Origin of the sequence: Luteibacter aegosomatis, from assembly GCF_023078455.1 — a bacterium.
GTDB lineage: Bacteria > Pseudomonadota > Gammaproteobacteria > Xanthomonadales > Rhodanobacteraceae > Luteibacter > Luteibacter aegosomatis.
In genome coordinates this window covers 3077590-3094025 of the sequence record NZ_CP095740.1, presented here as the reverse complement: position 1 = coordinate 3094025, position 16436 = coordinate 3077590, and the positions used below count along the sequence as shown (strand labels likewise).

Here is a 16436-nt window from a genome sequence, read left to right as displayed (position 1 = left end):
TTTCCTTTCATGGCGGCCGATGGTGGCGCATCGGTCATCATGACGGAAAGCGGCGTCGCAGCAAGTCGTCGGGATGCCCGCGCCATCCGGTTACCGCTGCGCTCCCGCGATCGTCGCTTCCAGCGGGTGCGATCCGTGCACGAGGCGATCGGGCCCGAAAACGCAGGCGAAGGTCGAGCCCTTGCCCGGTTCGCTCTCGATGGATAGGCGGGCCTGGTGCAGGTTGAGCACGTGCTTGACGATGGACAGGCCCAAGCCGGTACCGCCCGAATCGCGCGAGCGGCTCGAGGACACGCGGTAGAAGCGTTCGGTGAGTCGGGCGATGTGCGCGGCCGGGATGCCGAAACCGGTGTCCTGTACCGAGAACGTGGCGCCGTCGCTGGCCGAGGGTGCCCAGCGGATCGCGATGCGGCCGCCGGTGGGCGTGTAGCGGACGGCGTTGCTCACCAAGTTGGAGAAGGCGCTGTGCAGGTCCTTGGGCGAGCCGAGCAGGTCGGCGGAGGAGGCGACGTCGAGCGTGACGGTATGGCGGCCCTGGCTGAGCGCCTCGGCTTCCTTGCGCAGGCTGGCCAGCAGCGGGGCCATCTGCACGTGTTCCTCCGCCACGTGGTCCTGGGTTTCCAGGCGCGAAAGGGTGAGCAGGTCTTCGACGATCTGGCCCATGCGCTTGGACTGCGCGCGCATTTCGTCGAGCACCGGCGCCAGTTCGGGCACGTCTTCCGGATCGAGCAGCTCCAGGTAACCGTGGATCACGGTCAGCGGCGTGCGCAGTTCGTGCGAGACGTTGGCGACGAAGTCGCGGCGGATCTGTTCCAGGCGGGTGAGGTGGCTCGTGTCGCGGGCCAGCAGCAGGCGCTGCCGGCTGCCGAACGGCAGCAGGGTGGCCGTGACGTGCCGATTGGCATGACCCGGCGAGGTGACGTCGTTGAGCGGTTCGCGGGCACCGTCGGCCCACCAGTCGTTGAGGTCGGTGTTGCGCAGCAGGTCGCCCATGAGACGGCCCCGGTCGCGCGGACGCTTCAGGCCCAGCAGTTCCTCCGCCGCGTGATTGAACCAGCGGACGTGCTGCGAGTGGTCCAGCAGGACCACGGCGTCGGGGAGGGTCCCGGCCGCGCTACGCAGGTCGCGCAGTCGGGAAGCGATACGTCGGGTGCGGGTCATGAGACGGTCATGCTCGGGATGGGGCGTGGTAGGCGTTTGCAACATTGGCCCCGGCTTATGACGAAACAGCGACAGCAGCGCGACGATTTCGACGACGGCGACCACCGCCACGCCCGTCGACATCGAACCTGCCGCCGCGCCCGCCAGCGCGCCCGACGCGAGCAGGGCGGCGCAGGCGGCGGGTAATCGCCAGGAAGTCGGGAAAGGTTGGGGCATGACGGATCGGCCGGTGTCGGTCTGGTGGATCGCACCATAGCGCGACCGCGCCGCGACAGCCTAGCGCCGCTCCGCCGGCCTCAGGTATTGGCGGAGAAGCGGTAGCCCGCGCCGCGGACGGTCTGCACCATCTCGTCGAGCTTCCAGGGTTCCAGCGTCTTGCGCAGGCGGCGGATGTGCACGTCGACGGTGCGTTCCTCCACGTACACGCTGCCGCCCCAGACGTGGTCGAGCAACTGGGCGCGCGAATAGACGCGCTCGGGGTGGGTCATGAAGAAGAAGAGCAGGCGATATTCGGTCGGGCCGATGGGCACGGCATCCTCCCCCGCGAACACGCGATGGGCGGGGCCGTCGATGCGCAACCCGCCGAGCTCGACCACGCCCGAGCCGTCGTCGCCCTGGCTGCGGCGCAGCACCGCCTTGATGCGGGCGATGAGCTCCCGGGTGGAGAAGGGCTTGATCACGTAGTCGTCGACGCCGGCCTCGAGGCCGTTGACCCGGTCCATTTCCTCGCCGCGGGCGGTGAGCATGATGATCGGGATCTCCCGCGACAGCTCTTCGCGGCGAAGGCGCCGGGCCAGTTCGAGTCCGCTGGTGCCGGGAAGCATCCAGTCGAGCAGGATCAGGTCGGGCACCCGCTCGGAAATGGCCATCTGGGCGGCGCGGGCGTCGGCGGCGTGCGCCGCGTCCATGCCCGCCTTGCGAAGCGCGAAGGCGACCATGTCGCGAATCGAAGCTTCGTCTTCCACGATAAGAATGCGCTTGTGCACGCGTTGGGCCGCTCGGTGGCTGTGACCGTCATATTGCAGCCCCGCTCTGTTACACGGCAATGACAATCGTCACACGGACGTCTCAATTTGCAATGAGAGTCGTCGAAACGTGGGGAGCCGACGTCCGCAACGGTGGGAACATGCCGTAAACGGGCCATCGCCGCGGCGGCTAGTTCTGCGTGCGGCCGTCCGGGTTGTCGTCGGTGGCCACCCGCTTCTTGCGCAGCTCGAGCAGCAGGGGCGTGAGGTCGGCGATGCGGGCCTGGATGCGCGAGCGCTGGTAGTAGTCGAGGTCGTCGCGCTTGAGCAGGCGCTTGAGCTGTTCCATGGCGTCGAACGGCCGCCCGGCCAGGTAGGCCCCGTCGGCGTAGGCCTCGGCGGCGCGCACGGTGTCGCCCGAGCGTTCGCTGGCCAGGGCGTAGGTGCGGTAGAAGTCCGGGTCGTCGCTGTCGTCGAGCATGGGGCGCAGCATGTTGGCCGCCATGCGGGCGTCGTCGGCCCGCCCGGTGCCCGCCAGGGCCTTGGCGTAGCCCAGGGTGACGGCGGCGTTGCGTGGCGAATTGGCGTGGAGATCCTTGTAGATGGCCATGGCGTCGCCGCTGCGGCCGGCATCCATGTAGGCGTCGGCCATGGCCAGGCGCAGCACCAGGCTGCCCGGCTGGCTGGCGAGCAGGGGCTGGAGCTGGTCGAGCGCCTGGCTGCCGCGGTTGGTTCGGATCAGCGCCAGGGCATAACCGTAGCGGTTGGCGGCGGTATCGAAATCGTGGCGCTTGAGGTTGGTGGCGTAGAAGCTGGCGAGCTGGTGCGCATCGCCGGAGAGGACGCGCACCCGCTCGCGCATGAGCGCGTAGGTGTCGGCGGCGCTGTCGGGCTTCACTTTCGCGGATGCCACCACCAGGGTCGTGGGATCTTTCACGAACAGCACCGGCGCGGTGCTTTTTTCCCACGTGGCCTTGTCCAGCGTGGGCTGGCGCGGGCGGTTGGCGATACGCTCCTTGAGCGCGCCGGCGCGGGCCTTGGCGTCGCTGATGCGGGCCAGGGTGACCGGGTGGGTCTGGAGCAGGGCGGGCAGGGCCTCCTCGCCCTCGCCGACGCGCAGGGTGTCCTGCATGCGACCGAAGAAATCGGCCATGGCGTCGGGATCGAAACCGGCGTTGGCGAGCGTCTGGATACCCACGCGGTCGGCCTCGATTTCGTCCTTTCGCGTGAAGTTGATCTGCCGCTGGGCCAGGATGCCCTGGCCGCCCATGAGTACCGCGGGCGCGGCGTCGGCACCCGCGCCGCCGGCACCGGCCGCGATGGCGCCCAGGAGCACCAGGGCCATCAGCGGGGCGTCCTTCTTGGAATCCTCGAAAGCGCGGTAGAGGTGGTTCTGGTTGATGTGGCCGATTTCGTGGGCGATGACGCCGGCCAGCTCGCTCTCGGTGGAGGTGATGTCGATCAGCCCCGCGTTCACGCCGATATAGCCGCCGGGCGCGGCGAAGGCGTTGATCTGGTTGTCCTTGACGATGAAGAACTTGAAGTGGTCCTTCGGGCGCTCGCTGGACGCCACGAGGCGGAAGCCGAGGTCGTTGATGTACTGGTCGACCAGGGCATCGTCGACCGTCAGGTCGAGCGCGTGCATCTGGCTGAGCATCATCGCCCCGTACTGGTCGGCTTCGCGGGGACTGATCAGGGCGTTGGCCGAGCTGCCCAGGTCCGGCAGGCGGATGTTGTCCTGCGCGCCCGCGGCGAAGGTGGCGGCGGCGCTGGCGGCAAGCAGGGCGAGTCGTGGCAGGAAAGGGCGCATAGAGCGGACGACGATACCATTAGCGGGCGGCGGCACGGCCGGCGGGGCTTGGACAGCTCGCCGCCGCACGGGTTCGGTTGCCTTGTAAAATCGACCCCGCGGCGCCATTTTGCGCCTATCGACGTTCAGAGAAACGGTCTCCATGTCCACACCCGACATCACCATCTATTCCACCGCCGTCTGCCCATACTGCGTGGCGGCGAAGAACCTGCTCAAGGCCAAGGGCCTCGGATGGAACGAGGTCCGCATCGACACCGATCCGGCCCAGCGCGACGTCATGCTCCAGAAGAGCGGCGGTCGCCGTACCGTGCCGCAGATCTTCATCAACGGCACCCACGTGGGCGGCTTCGACGACCTGGCCGCCGCCGACCGCAGCGGGCGCCTCGCCGAGATCCTCGAGGCGGCCCACTGATGGCCGGCAACGATCGCGTGGAGGAATTCACCGCGTTCCGCAAGCGGATGAACGAGCGCATCCTCGCCGAGGATAACCAGGTGGTCAGGCGCTTCTTCGCGCTGGACACGCAGACCTACCGCGAAGGCGCGCTCGACGTCAAAACCAAGGAGATGCTCGGCCTGGTCGCCTCCATGGTGCTGCGCTGCGACGACTGCATCAGCTACCACGTGGCCCAATGCAAGGAAGCCGGGGTCAACCGCGACGAGTTCTTCGAGGTGTTCAGCGTGGGTCTGGTGGTGGGCGGCTCCATCGTCATCCCGCACCTGCGCCGCGCGGTCGACTTCCTCGATTCGCTCGAAGGCGAGGGCCCGGCCGACAAGGCTGCCTGCGCTGACCATCCCGGGGCCTGAGCCCCCGGTATCCTTGAAGGAAGCGGGGTGGATCGCCGATAATTGGGCGATTTTATTCCCCCTGCGCACGTTTTTCGCGTGCGCTCCCCGCTTTCCTTCAGGAGTATCCCCATGAGCAAGACCATTGCCGTGATCCCCGGCGACGGTATCGGCCCCGAGATCATGGACGCGACCATCCGCGTCCTCGACGCCCTCGACTGCGGCCTGACCTACGACTACGTGGACGCGGGCATGGTCGCGCTCGAGAAGCACGGCGATCTCCTGCCGCAGGCCACGATCGACGCCATCGCCAAGCACAAGGTCGCCCTCAAGGGGCCGCTGACGACGCCGATCGGTGGCGGCTTCACCTCGATCAACGTCACCCTGCGCCGCAAGTTCGACCTCTACGCCAACGTGCGTCCGGCCATCAGCTTCCCGGGCACCAAGGCGCGCTACGACAACATCGACATCATCACGGTGCGCGAAAACACCATGGGCGCGTACATGGCCGAGGGTCAGACGCGCGAGGGCGAGGGCGAGAACGAGGTGGCCGTATCGGTCATCCGCAATACCCGCCCGGGCATGGAGCGCATCTGCCGCTACGCCTTCGAGATGGCCCGCCAGAAGGGTCGCAAGAAGGTCACGGCCGTGCACAAGGCCAACATCATGAAGACCTCGTCAGGCCTGTTCCTCGACGTGGCGCGCGAAGTGGCGAAGGATTTCACGGATCTCGAATTCAGCGAGATGATCGTGGACAACGCCTGCATGCAGCTGGTGATGAATCCTTACCAGTTCGACGTGATCGTCACCACCAACCTGTTCGGCGACATCCTCTCCGATCTCTGCGCCGGCCTGGTCGGCGGCCTGGGCCTGGCCCCGGGTGCCAACATCGGCAAGGACGCGGCCATCTTCGAAGCCGTGCACGGTTCGGCGCCGGACATCGCCGGCCAGAAGAAGGCCAATCCCTGCGCGCTGCTCCTGGCCGCGGCCGACATGCTCGACCACCTCGACATGGTCGCCAAGGCTACCCGCCTGCGCGCGGCGATCAGCGACGTGATGAACGCCCGCGACCGCACCACCCCGGACGTCGGCGGCACCGGCACCACCGATACCTTCGGCGATGCGATCGTCGAGCGGATCAAGGCGACGGCCTGATAAAAAAAGCCCCGCGTAGCGGGGCTTTTTTTTCGTCGCGAGAATCGAGGCGTCCGTGCGAGCGATGTCGCTAACCCTGCACGAACGGATAAGGCGCCAGGAAAATCACCCAGATCGCCACGACGATCCCGACGTACTTCAGCACGCGGAACAGCTTCGGATTCGACTTCTTGAACCGCCGCGTGCGCTCGCGCCCGCGCTGGTTCAGCGCGAACATGCGATTGACGAAGCCCACCTGTTCCTTGCCGTCGTCGCTGTTGGGCGAGGCGGTGATCGAGCCCATGAATGCCCCCACGCGCTTGTTGATCGCGTTCATCACGCGGCTTTTCAGCGGACGCTCCACGTCGGCGAAAAGGATCACGCGGGTCTGGTCGGTACGGTTCTCGGCCCAGTGCACATAGGTTTCGTCGAAGACGACGTCCTTGCCGTCGCGCCAGGCGTGCATTTCGCCGTCGACGAAGATGCGGCAATCGTCGGAATTGGGCGTGATCAGGCCGAGGTGGTAGCGGAGCGAACCGGCGAAGGGATCGCGGTGGGGATTGAGCTTGCTGCCGGGTGGCAGGAGGGCGAACATCGCCGCCTTCACGCTGGGAATGGCGTTGAGCAGTTTCACCGTTTCCGGGCACAGGGTCTCGGCCGAGGCGAGCGGCTCGCCGTACCACTTCAGGTAGAAGCGCTTCCAGCCCTGCTTGAAGAACGAATTGAACGACGCGTCGTTGTGCTTTTCGGCGGCGCGGATGAAGCCCTCGTCGAACAGGTGGGTGGCTTCCTCGCGGATTTTTTCCCAGTTGTTCTGCAGCAGGTCGAGTTGGGGAAAGCCGCGGCGATCCAGGATGGGACGCGCCGGCACGGCGGAAAACGCATACATCAGAAGGTTGTACGGCGCGAAGATGGCCGAGTGGTCCACCAGCTGGCGATCGAAGCGCAGGCGCGAGCGGCCGCGCAGGTGTACCAGCAACACGCAGAGCGTGAACAGGATCAGCACGTAGAGGACGATGAATCGGGGTCCCAGGAAATTCATGGTGTCGGACTCGGCATGGGCAGGCGATACGTGAGGCCGGAAGCCGTGCGCATCAACGCCTTATAGGATACTCCTGCCTCAGTGGCCTAGCACGTAAGCCGTGCCGCCGCCGGGCTTCCAGGCTCGCCGGAAAGCCTTGTTCACCCAGTGACTTGCGGCGCGGACAGCCGCGTGCGGCGATTTACCCCTTGCCAGGTGGGCCGCCACGGCTGACGCGAGCGTACAGCCGCTGCCATGGCCTTCGAAGGGATGGCGAGGGTGGCGCATCTCGATGACGCCGGTGGCGTCGTAGTAGCGATCGACCACCTCGCGGCCCTTTGCATGGCCCCCTTTGAGCAGCACGCCACGCGCGCCGAGGGCGAGGAGGTCGGCGCCGGCTTCGTCCATGGCCCGGCCGATGGCGCGGCCGAGCAGGGCTTCGGCTTCGGGCAGGTTGGGCGTGAGGATATCGGCCAGCGGAACCAGGTGGTCGATGAGGGCTTCGATGGCGTTCTCGTCGAGCAGGCGTGCGCCGCTGGTGGCGATCATCACCGGATCGACCACCAGCCAGGCGGGCTGGCGCCTGCGCATTTCGGTCGCCACGAGCCGGGTGGTGGCCGCGCTGCCGAGCATGCCGGTCTTCACGGCGGCGATGGGAAAGTCGGCGAAGACGGCGTCGATCTGGCTACGTACGTGAGCTTGCGGAAGCGGGTGCACCGCGGTGACGCCACGGGTGTTTTGCGAGGTGACCGCGGTGACGGCGGTGAGGCCGTGGGTGCCCAGCGAGTGGAACGTCTTCAGGTCGGCCTGGATACCGGCGCCCCCGCCGGAGTCGGAGCCGGCGATGGTCAGGGTGTTGGGTTTGGGCATGGTCATGGCGCGAGGATATCGCTTCGACTGGGCGAAAGACGCTGGGCCCCTGCCTTCGCAGGGGCGACGAGCTACAAGGTTCGATGCCGAGGAGCTACACGCCCCGTCTCGTCGTTCCTGCGTAGGCAGCAACCCAGCGTCTTCCGGTTACGCGACATCGTCGAAGAGATCGCGCCAGTAGGGATTGAATGACTCGATCATGCGGGTTTTCCATTCACGCTTCCACCGCTTGATCTGCTTCTCCCGCAAGATCGCCGTCTCCATGGTCGGATGCGTTTCGAACCATACGAGACGACTCACATCGTGACGGGAAGAAAACCCATCGACGAACTTCTCGCGATGCTGCCAGACGCGTTTGACGAGATCGCTCGTGACGCCGACGTACAGCGTGCCGTTGCGGCCGCTCGCCAAAAGATAAACACACGGCATCCTTTCCAACTCCAACCCTCTCCCTGAGAAAAGACGCGGGCCTCATGCCCGCGTCTTTTTCCGACCTTACAACGCTTCGGATGCGAAATCCGCCAGCCTCGACCGTTCGCCGCGTCGCAACGTGATGTGGCCCGAATGCGCCCACATCTTGAACCGGTCGACGGCATACGTGAGGCCCGACGTGGTCTCGGTGAGGTAGGGCGTATCGATCTGCTCGACGTTGCCCAGGCAGACGATCTTCGTGCCCGGGCCCGCGCGCGTGATCAACGTCTTCATCTGCTTGGGCGTGAGGTTCTGCGCCTCGTCGATGATGAGGTAGCGGCTGAGGAACGTGCGGCCGCGCATGAAGTTGAGCGAGCGGATCTTCACCCGCGAGGCGAGCAGGTCGTTGGTGGCCTGGCGCCCCCACGATCCGCCTTCTTCCGGGTTGGCCAGCACCTCGAGGTTGTCGGTGAGCGCGCCCATCCACGGGGTCATCTTTTCTTCTTCGGTGCCCGGGAGGAAGCCGATGTCTTCGCCGACGGACACCGTGGCCCGGGTCATGATGATTTCGCGGTAACGCTGCTGGTCCATCACCTGCGCCAGGCCCGCCGCCAGGGCGAGCAGGGTCTTGCCCGTGCCGGCGGTGCCCAGCAGCGTGACGAAGTCGACGTCGGGGTCCATCAGCAGGTTGAGCGCGAAGTTCTGCTCGCGGTTGCGCGCCGCGATACCCCACACGCCATGCGCGGCGTGGGTGTGGTCGTCGAGCAGCACCAGCCGCGCGCGGCGGGCATCCTCGTCGCCGTGGATGTCGAGCACGCGCAGTTCCACGTCGTTCTCGCCGGGCATGTAGAGGCACTGGTGCGGATACCAGTCGTCGCCCTCGTGGACGTCCACCTCATAATAGGTACGCCCGCGCTCGTTCCACGAACGCACTTCGGGATGGCGATCCCAGAAGTCCTCCGGCAGGGGATCGGAGCCGGTGAACAGCAGGGCGAAATCGTCCAGCGCGCGGTCGTTCTCGTAATCCTCGGCATCGATGCCGAAGATCGAGGCCTTGATGCGCAGGTTGATGTCCTTGGTGACCAGGATCACCGGGCGATCCGGGAACTGGTCGCGCAGGTCGATCACCGCGGCGAGGATCTGGTTGTCCGCCTTGCCGTTGCCGTGGCTGGCGCGTTGCTGGAAGAACAACCGGCCCATGGCGCCGCGCTTGAGCTTGATGCCTTGTGGGTTGGTCAGCTCCAGGCCGTCTTTCAGATGGCCGCCGCGCTCGATCAGTTCGTTGATGAAACGGCTTACCTGGCGACCGTTGCGAGATACCTCCGAACCGCCTTTCTTCTTTTCGTCGAGTTCCTCCAGCACCGTCATCGGGATGAACACGTCGTGCTCCTCGAAGCGGAACAACGACGTCGGATCGTGCAACAGCACGTTGGTATCGAGGGCGTAGATGCGCTTGCTTCCGTTCATGCGGAAGTGACCTCATGCGGAGGTTGCGAAACCCGGCCGAGGCTCGACCGGGGGAGGGTGCCGCGTGACGCGGTGACCGTCACGCGGAGGGGACACTCTCGAGCACGGCCTGGGCATGGCCGGGGATCTTGATGCCACGCCATTCGGCGGCGAGCTTGCCGTCGGGGCCGATGAGGAAGGTGCTGCGCACGACGCCCATGTAGCGCTTGCCGTAGAGCACCTTCTCGTGGATCACGTCGAAGGCCTTGCACCAGGTTTCGTCGGCGTCGGACACCAGTGGGAACGGCAGTTCGTGCTTGGCGGCGAAGTTGGCGTGGGAGCGCACCGAGTCGCGCGACACGCCGACCACCTCGGCGCCACGCTTGCGGAACTGACCGTAGAGATCGCGGAAATCCTTCGCCTCATTGGTGCAGCCCGGCGTGTTGTCCTTGGGATAGAAGAACACCACGATCCATTGGCCGGAGAGGGAGGACAGCGACAGGGTGCCGCCGTCGCCGAGCTTGCCTTCGAGTTGGGGAACCTTCTTGCCCTTGCCGATCATGCGTGCCTTTTAAGTGGTCAGAATTTCACCGGGTCCATGATGGCGTCGAGATTGAGGCCATCGCACAGCTCGAGGAAATCGTCGCGCAGCGCGGCGATGTGGGTCTCGGACGGAATGCCGATCGTGATCTGTGCCTGGAACATCTCGGCGCCGGTCTGCATCGCCTGGTAACGCATGGAGGAAAGTTGCTCCACGCTGATGTCGCGGCGTGAAAAGAATTCGATGATCTTCACCAGGATGCCCGGCCGGTCGGCGGCGATCACCTCGACCAGATAGGGCAGCAGGTGTGCGGTGGGTTCACGCGGTGCCGTGCGGTAATGGACGATCTGCAGGTCTTCGTCGCGGGCGAGCTTGCCCAGCGCGGTTTCGAGCTTGGCCACGGCATCCCATGCGCCGGAGGCGAGCAGCATCACCGAGGTGTCGTTGCCGATGGTCGAGACGCGGGCGTCGGCCAGATTGCAGCCCGAGTCGGCGATGCGCTTGGCCAGCGCGAGGATCGGCGCGCGATGCGCCGGTGAGAGCGTCGAGATGAGGAGCTGGTTGTCGGTGGCGACGCTTCGTGCTGCGGAACGATTCAAAGGCTTCACTACCCATGGCGCGACCCGCGGGGCGCGGGGCGTCGCTACGGGCCCGAGCTTACCGGGGGCCGTCCCGGGCCCGCAAGGGCGGTGGCGCCCTACCGCGAAAATCGGCCGAATGGACGTGCCGGTAGCGCCCCGGTAACATACGAAACGCTGTCTACTCAACGGGTTTCACCTTGGACATCTCCGGAAGCATCACCGCGCTGGCGACGCCCTTCGCCGCCGACGGGTCCCTCGATCTCGCCGCGTTCGGCCGGCTGCTCGACCAGCAGTTGGCGGGCGGTACGCAGGCCGTGGTCGTCGCGGGCTCGACGGGCGAATCGCACTTTCTCGAGCACGACGAATACGATCGCCTGCTCGGTTTCGCGGTGAAGCATGTCGGCAAGCGCGTCCCCGTCATCGCCGGCACCGGCGAGGCGGGCACGGCGAAAACCATCGCCGCCACGCGCCGGGCGAAAGAACTCGGCGCCGATGCGGCCCTGGTCGTGGCGCCGTTCTACGTGCGTCCCACGCAGGAAGGCCTTCGCCGCCACTTCCTCGCCGTGGCCGACCACGGCGGCCTGCCGGTGATCCTCTATAACGTTCCGCCGCGCACGGGCTGCGACATCGCGCCCGAGACGGTCGCCGTGTTGCGCGAGCATCCGGCCATCGTCGGCATCAAGGAGGCGCGGGGCGACGCGGAGCGCATTCGCGCCCTCGCGGAACTTGTGCGCCCGGATTTCGTCTACCTCAGCGGCGACGACAACACGGCCCACGAAGCCATGCTGGCCGGCGCCGCGGGCACCGTCTCGGTGGTGGCCAACCTCGTGCCGCAGGCTTTTCGCGAGTTGTGCGACGCCGCCCGCCAGGGCGACGCCGCCCGCACCGCGCAGGCCGCGGCCCGGCTGGCCCCCCTGGTCGACGCCCTGAACTGCGCGCCCAATCCCATCCCCGTCAAGGCCGGCCTGGCCGCGCTGGGGTTGGGGTCGGCGGCTCCGCGCCTGCCCCTGGTCGAACTCGAACCCGGCCCGGCGCTGTCCCGGGTGCGCGAAACGCTCGCGGCTCTGGCACCATTGGCGTCCGCCGCCTGAAGCCATTCCTTTCAACGGATCCAACGGAACTTTCGTTCATGAAGAAAACCTCGTACGCGCTGGTCGTCCCGGCACTGCTCCTGTCCGTCCTGGTCGTCTCCGGCTGCGGCGCGTTCCGCTCCAAGAAGGATTGGGAAAGGGCCCAGCAGGAAGCCCCGCTGGAAATCCCGCCGGGCCTCGACACGCCGTCGACCAGCGCGGCTCTCGTGATTCCCGACGTGGGTGCCGGTGCGTCCGGTGCGCAGGCCCAGACGGGCGCCGCGCCGGTGTCCGACGGTTTCGTGCTGACCGACGCTCCCGATGCTGCCTACCGCCGTATCGGCGAACTGTTGAGCGTGGGCGACCTGGGCAAGGTCACCGCACACGACGACAGCACGCACACCTATCAGATCGCCGTGAGCCAGGGCGGCCCCTCCGAAGAGCGTCCGGGCCTCTTCCGTCGCATGTTCGGCGGTGGCAAGCACGATGACGCCGAAAGCGGTTCGTCGTCGAACGGTCGCAAGCAGCGCAGCGTCGTGCTCGCCATCAACGAAAGCGGCACCGGTAGCGAGGTGCGTGCGCAGGGTGATGCCGATGGCGTTCGCCGCGTGATCGACGCGCTGAAATCCCGCATGGGCAGCAAGTAACCCGTCGTCGCCCATGCAACGAAAACGCCGCCTTCGGGCGGCGTTTTCGTTTGGGGTACGGGCATGGATGAAGCAGTGCCCCGCGAAAGGGTGCGATGGGCCGGATTTCCCTGCTTGGGAGGTGCGTTCGCATGGTTATTGCCGAATCGACCGGTCGGGTACTTACGACTTCCGTGCGATTGAATGTCGCGTGCCGACGCGCATACTGGTGACGAAAGGGAGCCAAGGGGGCAAGGCCATGGACGCCGGGTCGTGGAAACGTTGGATACGGGCAGGGGCTGTGTACCGCTCATCGCGATAACGCCGCTCTCGCGGCGGCGAACGGCGCAGCCTGTTTCAGGTTCAACGCGGCAGATCGGGATGTCGCCGCATGACGTTTCACAAAGGCAAGGAGTGCCGATATGGATAGCGCTTGGAGCAGGTGTTTTCGTGTTGTTGCCACGGTCATGTTCGTCGCGTTCCTTGCCGCTTGCGCCGGGGTGCCGGAACGTTCGGCACACCCTGTCGTTGCCTCCCCTCCGACGGGGGTACTCCTCAGCAAGAAATACTCGGGAACCGAGGTGCGCGACAACCTGCGCAAGCGCTTCGCGGAGAGCACGGCGGATTGCCATACCGCCAACAATCCCAAGCCCTTGCCGGCCATCCTCTGCTCCGGAATCCTGTTGAGGGCGACAGTGAGGGGGCCGGGGTACAACGCCTGGAATCCGAATCCCGGTTCACCGATCAAGCGGGGCGTCGCGTTCTCCTGGCTGCGTCACGATTCCGCGTTCAGCGATATCGTGAAAAACATGAATGACGGTTTCATCCTCATTCCCTATTTTTTTGCCGATACGCCCGGCGAATTCACGCAGATGACCGTCGTCTGCATCTTTCCCTTCGACGCCGCCACCGTGGAGCGCGTGGACTCCGACCCGGAAGACAACAACGGTTGCAGCGCAAACAAGTACGAAAGCGGCACCGGGCCGTGCCAGATCCAGAAAATCTACGATGCGGATGCCTGGATGAAGAAATTCGGCATGTCCGCCTTGGATATTCTTCACAACAGGTATCGGCACCAGTGCTCCTTCCTCCTGTTGCCCGGTACGCAGGACGCTTACCTGGCGTTCCAGGCCCAGGCGAACATTCGAAGCAGGCAGTCGAAATGGTTCTACCTGCAGAACGAGATCATGGTCAGTACCTGGGCGCAGAACGATCCGAAGCTTCCCATCGAGGCGTTCTTCTACCTGCGGGGCGAAACCAAGGGGAGGGCGGCAGCCGGACTGAACCAGGTCGACTTCGCGGCTCTCTCGAATCGGTGGGTCCCGGTCATCGAGGTCAAGCTGCCCAGCAAGTCGAATCCGAATGGCGCCACGTTCGAATACCGGCCGGAGGAGCAGGCGCTCCCCGAACCTTGATGAAAACGCGGACATGAAAAAAGCCCCTCTCGCGAGGGGCTTTTCGTCAAGGGATCAGCGTTGAAGCAGATCGATCTTGTTGGGTTTGTTTTCCCAGTCCTTGGCATCGGGCAGACCATCCTTGCGCTCGGTGATGACCGGCCAGTCTTTGGAGAGATCGGCATTCAGCGCGACGAAGGCCTCTTGCCCCGCGGGAACGTCATCCTCGGGATAGATGGCGTTGATAGGGCATTCCGGCTCGCAGAGGGTGCAATCGATGCACTCGTCCGGATTGATCACCAAGAAATTGGGGCCTTCGTGGAAGGCGTCGACAGGGCAAACCTCGACGCAATCCGTGTACTTGCACTTGATGCAGTTGTCGGTAACGACAAAGGTCATGCGAAATCAGGCGCCAGAAGGAAAGTGGCGCTCCCTACGAGGTTCGAACTCGTGTTCCCGCCTTGAGAGGGCGGTGTCCTAGACCACTAGACGAAGGGAGCGGGGTCGTACCGGGAGTACGAAGCGCGTTAGTATACCCAAGTTCCGACGCGCGGCAACGTTTTTTTCTCCCTCGTCGGAAGGCAACGAATTCGTTACATTTAACCCACTTTCGTCCCCGATACCGGTTGCCGGCGGGACACCCACCCGACCGGGCGCGCAGGCGCCCGCCAGGATCGTAGCCGCTTGAATCCCGAAAACAGGAGCGACGTTTCGCCGGCCATGCGCATCATCCCGCGCGAACAGCACTCCATTTCCCGCAAGAACATCAGCAAGGCCGCCCTTCGTGTGCTCTACAGGCTTCACGAGGCCGGGTTCGACGCCTACCTCGTGGGAGGCGCGGTGCGCGACCTGTTGCTCGGCGGCCACCCCAAGGATTTCGACGTGGCCACCAACGCCACGCCCGACGAGGTGAAAGGCCTGTTCCGCAACTGCCGGCTCATCGGTCGGCGGTTCCGCCTGGCCCACGTGGTGTTCGGTCCCGAGATCATCGAGGTGGCTACCTTCCGCGGTACGGGGGAGGAGGGCGGCGAAGGGGGCGACCGCCACATCGTCGACGGCCGCATCGTGCGCGACAACATCTGGGGCACCATCGAAGAAGATGCCGTGCGCCGCGACTTCCGCGTCAATGCCCTTTATTACGACATCGCCGACTTCAGCGTGCGTGACTACGTGGGCGGCATGCAGGATCTCGAAGACCGCAGCATGCGCCTCATCGGCGACCCCGAGCAGCGCTATCGCGAAGATCCCGTGCGCATGCTTCGCGCGGCGCGGCTGGCGGCCAAGCTCGGCTTCACCATCGACCGTGCCGCCGCCGCGCCGTTCGCCACGCTGGGCAACCTGCTGAGCGAAGCCTCGCCCGCCCGCCTGTTCGACGAATCGCTCAAGCTCTTCCTCGCCGGCCACGGCCTGAAGAGCTTCCGCATGCTCGAAGCCTGCGGCCTGCTGAAATTCCTCTTCCCGGCCACGGCGCGCGCGCTCGAGCGCGGCGACGAGGCCTTGCGCGCACTGGTGGAACAGGGGCTGGCCAACACCGACGCGCGCATCGCCGCCGGCAAGTCGGTCACGCCGGCCTTCCTCTACGCCGTGCTGCTGTGGGGCGAGGTGCGCGACCAGGCCCACGGCTGGATGGCCCAGGGTTTCGACATGAACGAGGCCTGGCAGCGCGCGGCCGTGCACGTGGTGGCCGAGCAGTGCCAGCGCGTGGCGATCCCGCGCCGGTTCACCTTCACCATGGAAGAAATCTGGGCATTGCAGCCGCGTTTCGAGCAAATCCATCGCAAGCGCGTGTTCCGCCTGATGTCCCATCCGCGCTTCCGTGCGGCGTTCGATTTCCTCCTGCTGCGCGCGCACGAATCGCCGCGGATGCGTGAGTTGGGCGAGTGGTGGAACCACGCCCAGCAGTTGCCGCCGGACATGCTGGCCGCCGCCCTCGGCGGCGGTGGCGTACCGCCGCCGAGCGAGCACACGGTGGCTGCCACGGCGCCGGCCCGCAAGCGCCGTCGCCGTCGCAAGCCGGCGGGTCGCGGCAAGGGCGACTCGGGCGGCGCGTGAGCGTGGCCGCCCTGATCGGCCTCGGGGGTAACCTGGGAGACGTTCGCGTGCGCCTCGAGGCGGCCATCGACGCCCTGGGGGCCGTGCCGGGCATTGCGGTAACGGCGCGCTCGCGTTTCTATCGCACGCCCCCCTGGGGCAACGTCGACCAACCCGATTTCGTCAACGCGGCCATCGCCGTGGACACGTCCCTCGACGCGCATGCCTTGCTCGACGCGATGCTGTCGATCGAACGGGCCTTCGGCCGGGTGCGTGACGGCGAGCGCTGGGGGCCACGAACGCTCGACCTCGACCTGCTCGCCTATGGCGCCGCGGTGATCCGCGACGAACGGCTGGATGTGCCCCATCCGCGCATCCCCGAACGTGCTTTCGTACTGCTGCCGCTGGCCGACATCGCCGCCCAGGCGACGTTGCCCGGCATGGGACGCGTGGCCGACCTGCTGGCCAGGGTGAACGTGGCTGAATGCCGCGTGCTGGATTAGGCTCGCCCTTCCTTGAGCCTGGGCTCGTCCGGGAGGACAATCCCGGTTTCTTACAACGAGGCGACAAGAGCGTGTACGTGGAAAAAACG

General features: G+C 66.0%; 18 protein-coding genes and 1 tRNA gene. 8 read left to right on the top strand and 11 right to left on the bottom strand.

Annotated features, from left to right (window positions below; translation table 11 throughout):
* Window positions 1-90: 90 nt before the first annotated feature.
* From phoR to L2Y94_RS13775, 3 genes are all read right to left on the bottom strand, one after another.
* Entirely contained in the window at window positions 91-1206 is a 1116-nt protein-coding gene (gene phoR, locus L2Y94_RS13785) for a phosphate regulon sensor histidine kinase PhoR (protein WP_247375254.1), read from the bottom strand.
* A 251-nt stretch (window positions 1207-1457) separates the two neighbouring features.
* The gene (gene phoB / locus L2Y94_RS13780; protein WP_144910472.1) at window positions 1458-2147 is read right to left on the bottom strand and encodes a phosphate regulon transcriptional regulator PhoB; all 690 of its coding nucleotides are present in this window, start codon (window positions 2145-2147) and stop codon (window positions 1458-1460) included.
* A gap of 169 nt (window positions 2148-2316) precedes the next feature.
* Window positions 2317-3936: a M48 family metalloprotease gene (locus L2Y94_RS13775; protein WP_247367452.1), complete on the bottom strand. Its 1620-nt coding sequence runs from the start codon at window positions 3934-3936 to the stop codon at window positions 2317-2319.
* A gap of 142 nt (window positions 3937-4078) precedes the next feature.
* Between L2Y94_RS13775 and grxC the strand changes: the two genes are divergently transcribed.
* The 3 genes from grxC (at window position 4079) to L2Y94_RS13760 (ending at window position 5874) form a co-directional block, all read left to right on the top strand.
* The gene (grxC, locus tag L2Y94_RS13770) at window positions 4079-4348 is read left to right on the top strand and encodes a glutaredoxin 3 (RefSeq protein ID WP_247367446.1); all 270 of its coding nucleotides are present in this window, start codon (window positions 4079-4081) and stop codon (window positions 4346-4348) included.
* On the top strand, window positions 4348-4740 hold the full coding sequence (locus L2Y94_RS13765; protein WP_247367440.1) for a carboxymuconolactone decarboxylase family protein: 393 nt from the start codon (window positions 4348-4350) through the stop codon (window positions 4738-4740). Before grxC ends, L2Y94_RS13765 begins: the two co-directional genes overlap by 1 nt.
* Window positions 4741-4851: 111 nt before the next feature.
* On the top strand, window positions 4852-5874 hold the full coding sequence (locus L2Y94_RS13760) for an isocitrate dehydrogenase (RefSeq protein ID WP_247367439.1): 1023 nt from the start codon (window positions 4852-4854) through the stop codon (window positions 5872-5874).
* A 70-nt stretch (window positions 5875-5944) separates the two neighbouring features.
* Here the strand turns inward: L2Y94_RS13760 and L2Y94_RS13755 are convergent, their stop codons facing one another.
* The 6 genes from L2Y94_RS13755 to L2Y94_RS13730 all read right to left on the bottom strand — a co-directional run bounded on the left by L2Y94_RS13755 (window position 5945) and on the right by L2Y94_RS13730 (window position 10750).
* Window positions 5945-6895 carry an aspartyl/asparaginyl beta-hydroxylase domain-containing protein gene (locus L2Y94_RS13755; protein ID WP_247367438.1) on the bottom strand — a complete coding sequence of 317 codons (951 nt, stop codon included), beginning with the start codon at window positions 6893-6895 and terminating at the stop codon, window positions 5945-5947.
* A 78-nt stretch (window positions 6896-6973) separates the two neighbouring features.
* Window positions 6974-7744, bottom strand: coding sequence for a bifunctional hydroxymethylpyrimidine kinase/phosphomethylpyrimidine kinase (gene thiD, locus L2Y94_RS13750; protein WP_247375252.1), 771 nt, complete (start codon window positions 7742-7744; stop codon window positions 6974-6976).
* Window positions 7745-7891: 147 nt separating this feature from the next.
* Entirely contained in the window at window positions 7892-8173 is a 282-nt protein-coding gene (locus L2Y94_RS13745) for a GIY-YIG nuclease family protein (RefSeq protein ID WP_247367437.1), read from the bottom strand.
* Window positions 8174-8239: 66 nt separating this feature from the next.
* Entirely contained in the window at window positions 8240-9622 is a 1383-nt protein-coding gene (locus L2Y94_RS13740) for a PhoH family protein (RefSeq protein WP_247367435.1), read from the bottom strand.
* A gap of 79 nt (window positions 9623-9701) precedes the next feature.
* A complete protein-coding gene (locus tag L2Y94_RS13735; RefSeq protein ID WP_247367432.1) occupies window positions 9702-10163 on the bottom strand; it encodes a peroxiredoxin in 462 nt (153 codons plus the stop codon).
* Between the two features lie 17 nt (window positions 10164-10180).
* Entirely contained in the window at window positions 10181-10750 is a 570-nt protein-coding gene (locus tag L2Y94_RS13730) for a glycine cleavage system transcriptional repressor (protein ID WP_247367429.1), read from the bottom strand.
* Window positions 10751-10920: 170 nt separating this feature from the next.
* On the opposite strand from L2Y94_RS13730, the gene dapA reads away from it, so the two are divergent.
* The 3 genes from dapA (at window position 10921) to L2Y94_RS13715 (ending at window position 13834) form a co-directional block, all read left to right on the top strand.
* Window positions 10921-11814, top strand: coding sequence for a 4-hydroxy-tetrahydrodipicolinate synthase (gene dapA, locus L2Y94_RS13725; RefSeq protein ID WP_247367427.1), 894 nt, complete (start codon window positions 10921-10923; stop codon window positions 11812-11814).
* Between the two features lie 38 nt (window positions 11815-11852).
* The gene (locus L2Y94_RS13720; RefSeq protein ID WP_247367425.1) at window positions 11853-12440 is read left to right on the top strand and encodes a hypothetical protein; all 588 of its coding nucleotides are present in this window, start codon (window positions 11853-11855) and stop codon (window positions 12438-12440) included.
* A gap of 401 nt (window positions 12441-12841) precedes the next feature.
* The gene (locus L2Y94_RS13715) at window positions 12842-13834 is read left to right on the top strand and encodes a hypothetical protein (RefSeq protein ID WP_247367423.1); all 993 of its coding nucleotides are present in this window, start codon (window positions 12842-12844) and stop codon (window positions 13832-13834) included.
* 54 nt (window positions 13835-13888) lie between these two features.
* On the opposite strand, the gene fdxA is transcribed toward L2Y94_RS13715, so the two are convergent.
* Together fdxA and L2Y94_RS13705 are read right to left on the bottom strand one after the other, a co-directional pair.
* Window positions 13889-14212: a ferredoxin FdxA gene (gene fdxA, locus L2Y94_RS13710; protein WP_247367421.1), complete on the bottom strand. Its 324-nt coding sequence runs from the start codon at window positions 14210-14212 to the stop codon at window positions 13889-13891.
* Window positions 14213-14237: 25 nt separating this feature from the next.
* Window positions 14238-14313: transfer RNA gene (locus tag L2Y94_RS13705), tRNA-Glu, on the bottom strand.
* 184 nt (window positions 14314-14497) lie between these two features.
* Here L2Y94_RS13705 and pcnB point away from each other — a divergent pair.
* Window positions 14498-15865 (top strand): polynucleotide adenylyltransferase PcnB, encoded by a 1368-nt coding sequence (gene pcnB / locus L2Y94_RS13700; RefSeq protein WP_247367419.1) that lies wholly within the window; start codon window positions 14498-14500, stop codon window positions 15863-15865.
* A complete protein-coding gene (gene folK, locus L2Y94_RS13695) occupies window positions 15862-16347 on the top strand; it encodes a 2-amino-4-hydroxy-6-hydroxymethyldihydropteridine diphosphokinase (protein ID WP_247367417.1) in 486 nt (161 codons plus the stop codon). Before pcnB ends, folK begins: the two co-directional genes overlap by 4 nt.
* Window positions 16348-16436 lie beyond the last annotated feature (89 nt).